At 58.2% G+C, this 8,325-nt stretch carries 10 protein-coding genes; 7 read left to right on the forward strand and 3 right to left on the reverse strand.

Annotation, left to right across the window (positions count from 1 at the left end):
• The first annotated feature begins 82 nt into the window (after nucleotides 1–82).
• From rpsP to HIJ39_RS20060, 7 genes are read left to right on the forward strand one after another with little or no spacing between them, the layout of a single operon-like run.
• Nucleotides 83–370 carry a 30S ribosomal protein S16 gene (rpsP, locus tag HIJ39_RS20030; protein WP_169102816.1) on the forward strand — a complete coding sequence of 96 codons (288 nt, stop codon included), beginning with the start codon at nucleotides 83–85 and terminating at the stop codon, nucleotides 368–370.
• Nucleotides 360–902: a ribosome maturation factor RimM gene (gene rimM, locus HIJ39_RS20035; protein ID WP_169102817.1), complete on the forward strand. Its 543-nt coding sequence runs from the start codon at nucleotides 360–362 to the stop codon at nucleotides 900–902. Before rpsP ends, rimM begins: the two co-directional genes overlap by 11 nt.
• Nucleotides 899–1,618: a tRNA (guanosine(37)-N1)-methyltransferase TrmD gene (trmD, locus tag HIJ39_RS20040; protein ID WP_338055254.1), complete on the forward strand. Its 720-nt coding sequence runs from the start codon at nucleotides 899–901 to the stop codon at nucleotides 1,616–1,618. Before rimM ends, trmD begins: the two co-directional genes overlap by 4 nt.
• A complete protein-coding gene (gene rplS / locus HIJ39_RS20045; protein WP_169102818.1) occupies nucleotides 1,605–1,946 on the forward strand; it encodes a 50S ribosomal protein L19 in 342 nt (113 codons plus the stop codon). Before trmD ends, rplS begins: the two co-directional genes overlap by 14 nt.
• A 52-nt stretch (nucleotides 1,947–1,998) precedes the next feature.
• Nucleotides 1,999–2,517 carry a signal peptidase I gene (gene lepB / locus HIJ39_RS20050; RefSeq protein WP_169102819.1) on the forward strand — a complete coding sequence of 173 codons (519 nt, stop codon included), beginning with the start codon at nucleotides 1,999–2,001 and terminating at the stop codon, nucleotides 2,515–2,517.
• Entirely contained in the window at nucleotides 2,518–3,282 is a 765-nt protein-coding gene (locus HIJ39_RS20055) for a YlqF/YawG family GTPase (protein WP_169102820.1), read from the forward strand.
• Nucleotides 3,279–3,908: a ribonuclease HII gene (locus HIJ39_RS20060; protein WP_169102821.1), complete on the forward strand. Its 630-nt coding sequence runs from the start codon at nucleotides 3,279–3,281 to the stop codon at nucleotides 3,906–3,908. Before HIJ39_RS20055 ends, HIJ39_RS20060 begins: the two co-directional genes overlap by 4 nt.
• A 75-nt stretch (nucleotides 3,909–3,983) precedes the next feature.
• Here HIJ39_RS20060 and HIJ39_RS20065 read toward each other — a convergent pair whose 3' ends face one another.
• From HIJ39_RS20065 to HIJ39_RS20075, 3 genes are all read right to left on the reverse strand, one after another.
• Nucleotides 3,984–5,471, reverse strand: a complete 1,488-nt coding sequence (locus HIJ39_RS20065; RefSeq protein ID WP_169102822.1) for a sodium:solute symporter family protein — start codon at nucleotides 5,469–5,471, stop codon at nucleotides 3,984–3,986.
• A gap of 13 nt (nucleotides 5,472–5,484) precedes the next feature.
• Nucleotides 5,485–5,718, reverse strand: a complete 234-nt coding sequence (locus HIJ39_RS20070; protein ID WP_169102823.1) for a hypothetical protein — start codon at nucleotides 5,716–5,718, stop codon at nucleotides 5,485–5,487.
• A 134-nt stretch (nucleotides 5,719–5,852) separates the two neighbouring features.
• Nucleotides 5,853–8,051, reverse strand: a complete 2,199-nt coding sequence (locus tag HIJ39_RS20075; RefSeq protein ID WP_169102824.1) for a transglycosylase domain-containing protein — start codon at nucleotides 8,049–8,051, stop codon at nucleotides 5,853–5,855.
• Nucleotides 8,052–8,325 lie beyond the last annotated feature (274 nt).

Raw genomic sequence — 8,325 nt, forward strand, 5'->3', positions numbered from 1 at the left:
GCCGCTTGCCGCTACGCGGCAAGCCCCGAGACCAAGGTCTTGGGCTAGTAGGCTAATTCTTTTTATACGAGGAGGTTAGACAATGGTAAAGATTCGCTTGCGCCGCATGGGCGCCAAGAAGCGGCCCTTCTACCGCGTGGTGGTGGCGGACTCTCGCTCGCCGCGTGACGGCCGTTTCATTGAGGAGATTGGTTACTACGACCCGACCAAAGAGCCGGCCGTGATTAAGATTGATGAGGAGAAGGCGATTCGTTGGATTAACAACGGCGCCCAACCGACCGACACGGCTCGTTCGCTGCTTCGCAAAACCGGGGTGCTGAACCGTGTGCACCAGCTGAAGCAGCAGGCTAAAGAGGCTCATGAGTCGTAGGACAGCCGATGTATGGCCCGGCCACGTGATGATTGGGCAAGTTACGTCGCCCTTTGGGATTGATGGCTCGGTTAAGGTTTTTCCCACTACTGATTTTCCCGAGCGTCTCTTGGGATTGAAGCAGGTGACGGTGGATGTGTTGGGAGGGTCGCGCCCGGTCCTGACAAGTCGGCTTCAACCGCCCATGGCGGTCATTCATATCGCGGGCATCAACACCCGCGAGGAGGCGGAAGCGCTGCGCGGGGCGATTTTGATGGTGCCGGAGACCGATTTGCCCAAACTGCCCCAAGACGAGTATTATTGGCATCAGTTAGTGGGCATGGAGGTGCGGGAGGACAGCACCAATCGGTTTTTAGGCCGGCTTTCGCATGTACTGAGGACGGGTGCAGGACATGATGTGTTTGAGGTAGAGCGGGAAGGTAAAAAGCCGCTGTTAATTCCTGCCCTGAAGACCGTGGTCAAACACGTGGACATTCTGGAACGGGAAATGCGTGTGGACCTTCTGCCCGGCCTGGAGGATATCAGCGAGTGAGCCTGGTTATCCACGTGGTGACGTTGTTTCCGGAGATGTTTTCCGGGGTGTTCGGAGCCAGTATGTTAAAACGCGCCCGTCAAAGCGGGCGAGTTGACATCCGGTTGGTGCCGCTTAGGCCGTTTGGCGTAGGGCCTCACCGTCAAACCGACGATTATCCGTTTGGCGGCGGCGTGGGCATGCTGCTTCGGGCTGATGTGGTGGTGCCGGCGGTGGAATGGGCGATGACGCATGTTAAGGCTCCCGCACGGGTGCTTGTCACCTCGCCGCAAGGACGCCGCTTTGACCAACGCATGGCGGAGGAATTGGCTCACGAGCAACATCTGGTGGTGATTGCCGGTCACTACGAGGGGCTGGACGAACGGGCCCGATTGCTCTTGGGAGCCGAGGAGGTCTCCATTGGCGATTTTGTGTTGACCGGTGGAGAATTGCCGGCGATGGTCATGGTGGATGCGGTGGCGCGTTTGTTGCCCGGCGTGCTGGGCGCGGCGGATGGCGCGCGGTCCGATTCTTTCAGTCGGGACCAAGGATGGCTTGAGGGACCGCAATATACACGACCGGAACAGTATCGCGGGCTGGCGGTGCCGGAGGTGTTGCTGAGTGGCAATCACCAAGCCATTCGCGAATATCAGGAGGAGATGGCACGTCGTTGGACACAAGAACGGCGGCCAGATCTCCTAGCGAACGAAAGGAGGGATACTGATGGATTACATTAAGCTTATTGAAGAGGATCAAATGAAGTCGGATCTTCCCGCATTTCGCCCGGGCGACACGGTGCGGGTGGCGGTGAAGATTAAAGAAGGCAACCGGGAACGGGTGCAGATGTTCGAGGGCGTGGTCATCCGCAAGCGCGGAGAGGGCTTGTCCAAGACCTTCACGGTGCGCCGCGTGAGCTATGGCGTCGGGGTGGAACGGACCTTCTTGTTGCACTCGCCACGGTTGGAGTCGATCCAGGTTGTTCGCCGGGGACGGGTGCGCCGCGCACGCTTGTACTATCTCCGTCAACTTCGGGGGAAGGCGGCTCGTATTCGCGAGCGGCGTTAAGGGGCGGGCGAAGACTTGTCTTCGCCCCCACCATCCCCAAAGAGGTGACAGTGTGGCAGAAAAGAAAGAGAAAAGCGCAACCCGGGAACTCATCGAAACACTGGTTATTGCCCTGGTCCTCGCGTTTGTCATTCGTACCTTCGTTTTTGAGTCGTATCAGGTTAAGGGTACGTCGATGGAGCCGACCCTCTACACGGGGGATCGAGTGTTGGTTAACAAATTGGCCTTTGTCTTTGGAAAACCTACGACGGGAGAAATTGTGGTCTTCAAGAGCCCCGTGTATCCCACCCAAGACTGGATTAAGCGCGTGATTGGCGTTCCGGGCGACACCGTCAGCGTGAAAAACAACGTGGTCTACATCAATGGCAAGCGCTATCCGGAGCCCTTTTTGAAATACCGTAAATCCATCAACGTGGCGCCCCGCTATGTGCCAAAGGGGTATTTGTGGGTGGAGGGCGACAATCGCCCTGTGTCGTATGACAGTCGGTACTTTGGCCTGTTGCCGGAGAAGAATCTCAAGGGCCAGGCGTTCGTCATCTGGTGGCCATTCAACCAGATGCGGTGGCTTTAAATGTCGAGTCGCGGATGGTACCCCGGTCACATGCTGGTCACCCAAAAGGCCATTCGGGAGCTGGCCCCGTATCTCACCGCCTTCATTGAGGTGGTGGACGCACGGGCACCAGAGCTTACCCGACATCGGCCATTGGCCTCGTGGATTGGGCGTACCCCGCTTATTTTAGTCATGAACAAGAGCGATGTGGCCGATCCCGCGGTGACGGCCGCCTGGGTCTCCTGGTACGAGACCCAGAACATTACCGCCGTGGCCCTGACGGCGTCGTCTCAAGATGCCAAGGGGAAGCTGAAGGCCGCCATCACCAAGCGTCTTAAGCCTCCATATCGGTTGTCCGTGGTGGGTTTGCCCAATTTGGGCAAGTCGACCGTGTTGAACCGCATGGTGGGAAAAAATCGGGTGCGCACCGGCGGAAAGCCGGGGGTAACTCGCGGACCGCAATGGATTCGCCTCGACGACGGCTGGGAATGGTTGGATTTGCCCGGCGTCGTGACACCCTCGAAATCCCGGGACTGGCGCCTGGCGCTGCTCGGCGTTGTGCCCTTGGATCCGGGCGACGCCGAACTTATCGCGTCGCGCGTGTGGCAGTTGTATTATCCCCAAGCGGACGATGAAGGATGGGTGGAATGGGGCCGTTCACGCGGATTTCTGGTGAAGGGCGGCGCCGTCGATCGCCAGCGGGCCGCGGACGCGGTGATTACCGGATTCCGGACTGCATCGTTGGGGCGATTGAGTCTTGAACAACCCGGGGATGCCGCTCCATGATCCACCCAACCTGGCCTTCCCTAACCATGTTTGAGCAGTTGTACTGGTGTCAAGGACTCATCGTGGCGGGTACCGACGAGGTGGGACGGGGGCCTTTGGCAGGCCCGGTGGTGGCCGCGGCGGTAATTTTTGACCCTGAAACTCCCGCTCTTGAGGGCTTGGACGATTCCAAACGGCTTAGCCAAAGGCAGCGAGAATCCCTCTATGTTTTGATTCAACAACGCGCTCAGGCCATCGGGGTTGGAGCGTGCGGTCCCCGAACCATCGAGCGCCTCAATATCTACCAAGCGGCCCGGCTGGCCATGCGCCGCGCCATCCAAAACCTAGGCATCATGCCGGATGTGGTGTTGACAGACGCCATGCCGCTTCCGGATGCTCCGCACTATACCGTATCGCTGGTGCATGGCGATTCCCGTTCCGCCTCCATTGCGGCCGCCTCGATTGTCGCTAAGGTTGTGCGTGACCGATACATGGATCAGTTGCATGAGAGCTTTCCGCAATATCATTTTGACCAGCATAAAGGCTATGCGACCCGCGCGCATCGGGAGGCGCTGGCTCGCTACGGTCCCTCGGCGGCCCACCGAGCGACATTTCTTCATGATTCTGAGGAAGTGAGCGCCCAATGACAGCCAAGGTCTAAATCTATAAGTTGAGGGGCCCCGGATGAGGGCCCCTCAACGCGTCGCAGGTATGCGGACGCATTACATCTGGTCCGAATCGGTTTTGGGATAGATTGTCGCGAAGAACTGGTCGAGAAATGGCCGCGGGGCGGGCTGGGTCAGAAGACTCACCCCGAAAAAGAGCACCAGATTGACGAGGAGGGCGATAAATCCGGCATTCATGCCATGCCAGGGATCGTGTTTGGTGAGCAGCACCCACGCGGCCACAATCCATCCTCCAAGAATTCCGGCCAGGGCCCCTTCTTTGGTCGCCCGTTTCCAAAACAGCCCGCCAATGACAATAGCGGGGAACAACTGAGCGATGAAGTCATAGGCGACCAATAGCACCACGACAATTAGCGCGGGCGCTACCTCGGCCAATACCAGGGCCAAGAAGGTAATGGGAAGGACCAGGGCTCGGGTCAAGCGGTAGGTGGTGACGTCCGTTGTCTTGGGCCACAGCTTTTGATAGACGTTTCGGGCCAACAGGCCTGCCGAGGTCATGATAATCGGGCCGGCCGGAATGATGGCGGAAAAAACGGCCGCGATGGTGAAGAGGGCGAGCATCCAGAATGGCAGTGCTTGACCCGCCAGCATCATGACCACATTGTTTCCCTCGGTCTTATGAAAGCCAAGAATGAGCACCGCGGCAAATCCAATGACAATGACCATCCACTTGACCAACTGATAGAGGGGCATGAACACGGCTTGCAACTTTAAGGCGCGGGGTCCGCGGGCTGTATAGGCAATGCCGAACCATTGCGGCCACATCCATTGCCCCATGCTGGTGAGCATGACCGTGGTAATGAGCCAGAGGATGCCCAATTTTGGATTGATCCCCGGCAGCACCATGCGGCTGGCCAGCTTCCGGTGAAAAGCTTGAAACATCGATCCGAAGCCGTGAAAGAAGTGGCTGGGCACGACAAAGAAGAGGGCGAGAATGGCGATAAACATTAAGATGTCTTTGATGGCCGACTGCCATGCATTGCCGCGGATGCCGCCAAATGTGACCGCTAGCCCCAGCACCAAAAACCCTAAAACATCCGGCCATACCCCATGAACGCTGCCACCGCTGATGACGGTGACGACAGCCCCCAGACCTTCAATATTCAGATCGATGTAGCCAATCATGATGAGCGCTGTGGTGAAGGCAATGAAAATCCCCAAGCCCGGGCTTTGATAACGAGACGCAACGAAGTCGCTTTGGGTCACATGGCCAAAGCGTTTTCCGAGGAGCCAAAAGGCAGGCAGGATAAAAAATCCGAGCGCGTAGGCCACGTCATTCAATGCCACATTGTAGTAAGCGGCTGAGCCGTTGGCGTAGGAATAAGCCGCTAAGCCCTGAAAGGTAAACGCCGTGTAAATCTCCGTGCCAAGCAAAAACCACACCAAGAAGGGACCCATTCGGCGTGCATCAACCAACCATCCGCTCAGGTCGCGGGACTGCCTGTGTCCATAGATAATGCCGCCGACGGTGACGGCAATCACCGCCAGAAGGGCAATGAGCAAAATCCAGGCGCCTTGAGCCATCCAATCTTCCTCCTTAACCTGGGGGATCGGTAAAGTAGGCTTGTTGTGGATTATGGCGTCGGTCATACAGATAGAGAGCGCCTAAGAGGAGTGGAGTGACCAGCGGTACCACAAGAAACCAAAAGACGAGCGGTGGCATGCCGACAATCAGCGGGGCCGGAACGTTGAACCACAGCATTGAGGCCCCAATGTACAAAAAGGCCACCGCAAGCACAACCAAGATCCAGATGGCAATCGTGCGTCGCACCGTCCCACCAGCCTTTCGACGTGCTTTTGAAACGTTATGCGCGCCAAGTGCCGATGATGCCAAACGAGCCACGCCGGGCGAAGGGTTTCCCGGCGTGGTGTCATAGTCTTCGAAGCCAAGTGGAAAAAAAGATGCTAGTGGCTCCGATGAAGGTGTAAGAACGGGTGACAGGAATGGGTCGGAGCCCAATACTGGGCGTCGGCCGGGCGGGGCACGCCGGGATGCCAGGATGACTCGCGCTCTAGTGCAGGAACGGTAATCGAGGGGCCGCAGCCTGGGTGCCAGCTCGTCGTGGGGTCGCTGGCTGGGACCCGAATCGGCCGCCACCGGGTGTCCGGCGTTTGAGGCTGAGTTCCCCGGACAAACCAGGCCCCCTCAATCTTGTCTTTGGGCGTCCAGCGGCTGGCCAGCTTTCCGGAGGTGATCGAGACGCGAGGAACATAGACCAAGCCTGGGGGGCGGGAGAAGGGCGTGGCGGGAATCTTTAGTGTCTGGTTCACCGCGGTCATAATTTGCTGCCAGATGGGTCCCGCGGCCACTGCTCCGTAGGCAGGGCCGTGGCCCGACTGGGTCCACGGCTGGGCGATCTCTCCTTGGCGGTCGCCTTCCCAGACGCCCACCGCCATTTGCGGATCAAACCCGACGAACCACGCATCGGCCTCGTTGTTGCTGGTGCCGCTCTTGGCCGCCGCCGGCCGGCCAATGCCGAGCGCATGGCCGGTGGCGTAGGTGGTAGGACCAATATTGGTTAAGGCTTTCGACATCAACACACGTTCCATCATTTGCGTCAGGATAGCGGCGTTGTCTTCCGACAACGCCCGATTGTGGCTAGGCTTGGGCTGATAGACCACCTTCTGATGGGATACCACCCGGGTGACGAAGACGGGCTGAATGCGTTCGCCGCCGTTGTCGATGGCCGCGTAGCCATCGGTTAAGGTTAATAGATTGGTGTCGACCCCCAGTGCCACGTCCAGACCTGATTGAGCCTGAGGGATGGCGATGCCAAAGCGGTGGGCTAGAAACTCTTTCGCATAGGCGAGCCCAATATCGTTCAGAAGATGAACGGCGATGTCATTGTCGGAGATCGCCAAGGCGTCTCGGAGGTCCAGATACCCTCGATAGACGTTATCGTCATTAGATGGCCACCAGGCTTGGCCGCCAATATTATGGAAGATGGGCACATCTTGAAGCGCGGACATTTGGGTATATCCCCGGGTTAAGGCCGGCGCATAGTCCAGAAGCGGTTTGATGGCAGATCCCGTGGACCGGTCAGCGTCGATGGCCAGATTGTCTTGCCGAAACGCAAAGTGGCGGCGGCCGCCGATAATGGCCCAGACATGTCCGTTATGCGGGTTCATCACCACGGCTGCGGCCTGGTGGGCCGGGTACAGATAGCGCGGCGAACCAAAATTCCTTGTCATTCCCTGGTCGACGGCTCTTTGGGCGGCATCATAGACCTGTGGACGCAGCGCCGTGTAAATTCGGAGGCCTCCGTTCAAAATTTGGTTCATGGTAAATCCTTGCGCCTCGAGCTGATTGACGACTTGATCCACATACCATGGGTAGGGGAAGCCTTGGCCTAGGCTGGCAGCCGGCTCTGGATGAAAGTGAAGCGGCTGCTGCAAAATATGCCGACCTTGTTGGGCGCTGATGTCGTGATATCGGATCATCGCGTCGACCACCTGCTGCTGGCGCGCCCGCGCCAGATTGGGGTTGACCAAGGGGTCATAGAGGGAGGGGGCCTGCGGAAGTCCTGCCAGCATGGTGGCTTGAGCCATCGTCAATTTGGCCGGGGTGGTATCAAAGTACACGTGGGCAGCCTCGCGGATGCCGTCCGCTCCCTGGCCAAAATAGACCGTGTTGAGATAGAGGTCCAAAATCTGGTCCTTCGTGTAGCGGTGCGCCAACTGCAACCCCAGCAAAAACTCTTGGGTCTTTCGCACCAGTGATTTTTGGTCACTAAGATATAAGTTCTTGGCCAACTGTTCAGTGATGGTGCTTGCCCCTTCGCGAGCCGAGTGGTGAAGGACATCCACCACCGCCGCCCGCGCAATCGACTTCACATCAAAGCCAGGATTGTGATAGAAGTTGTGATCTTCGATGGCAACCATGGCTGTACGCATGGCCGGGGCGATTTGAGCGGTGGGGGTGAGCTGTTTTCGGGGCGATCCCAACCGCGCCACCACCTGCCCGCTCGCGTCGATAATGACCGAACTCGGGGCCCGATCCATGACGCTCACCAAGTGGCCCACGGAGGGCATGTGACGTAGAGCTCGCACGACCACGCTTCCCACGAAAAACGATCCCAGCGCAGAGGTTGCCAGAATACTCACGAGGGCAAGCCGCCCCCAACCAAGACGACGCCTGGCCTTGAGAGTATGGCCGCAAAAGCGGCAGGATCGGGAATTAGGACGGTTGTCTCGTCCGCAATTCGGACAGGTCACGACATCCTCCTCACGATGACGGCTGTCATGCTGCAATCATAAGGACATGATTTCCCCAGATTATGAAAAATATGTTGGGACACCAAAAGGGGCTGTCCCAATAGTCACCCGCACGGGTGACTGGGGCGGACCCTGATGAAAGTCAAGTGACCCTCGCTCCTAG

Source organism: Sulfobacillus harzensis (assembly GCF_012933365.1).
GTDB lineage: Bacteria > Bacillota > Sulfobacillia > Sulfobacillales > Sulfobacillaceae > Sulfobacillus_B > Sulfobacillus_B harzensis.

Bases quoted from the DNA above. Each gene is read 5' to 3' on its own strand.
- rpsP (WP_169102816.1), top strand. From the start codon at position 83: ATGGTAAAGATTCGCTTGCGCCGCATGGGCGCCAAGAAGCGGCCCTTC.
- rimM (WP_169102817.1), top strand. From the start codon at position 360: ATGAGTCGTAGGACAGCCGATGTATGGCCCGGCCACGTGATGATTGGG.
- rplS (WP_169102818.1), top strand. From the start codon at position 1,605: ATGGATTACATTAAGCTTATTGAAGAGGATCAAATGAAGTCGGATCTT.
- HIJ39_RS20055 (WP_169102820.1), top strand. From the start codon at position 2,518: ATGTCGAGTCGCGGATGGTACCCCGGTCACATGCTGGTCACCCAAAAG.
- HIJ39_RS20060 (WP_169102821.1), top strand. From the start codon at position 3,279: ATGATCCACCCAACCTGGCCTTCCCTAACCATGTTTGAGCAGTTGTAC.
- HIJ39_RS20065 (WP_169102822.1), bottom strand. From the start codon at position 5,471: ATGGCTCAAGGCGCCTGGATTTTGCTCATTGCCCTTCTGGCGGTGATT.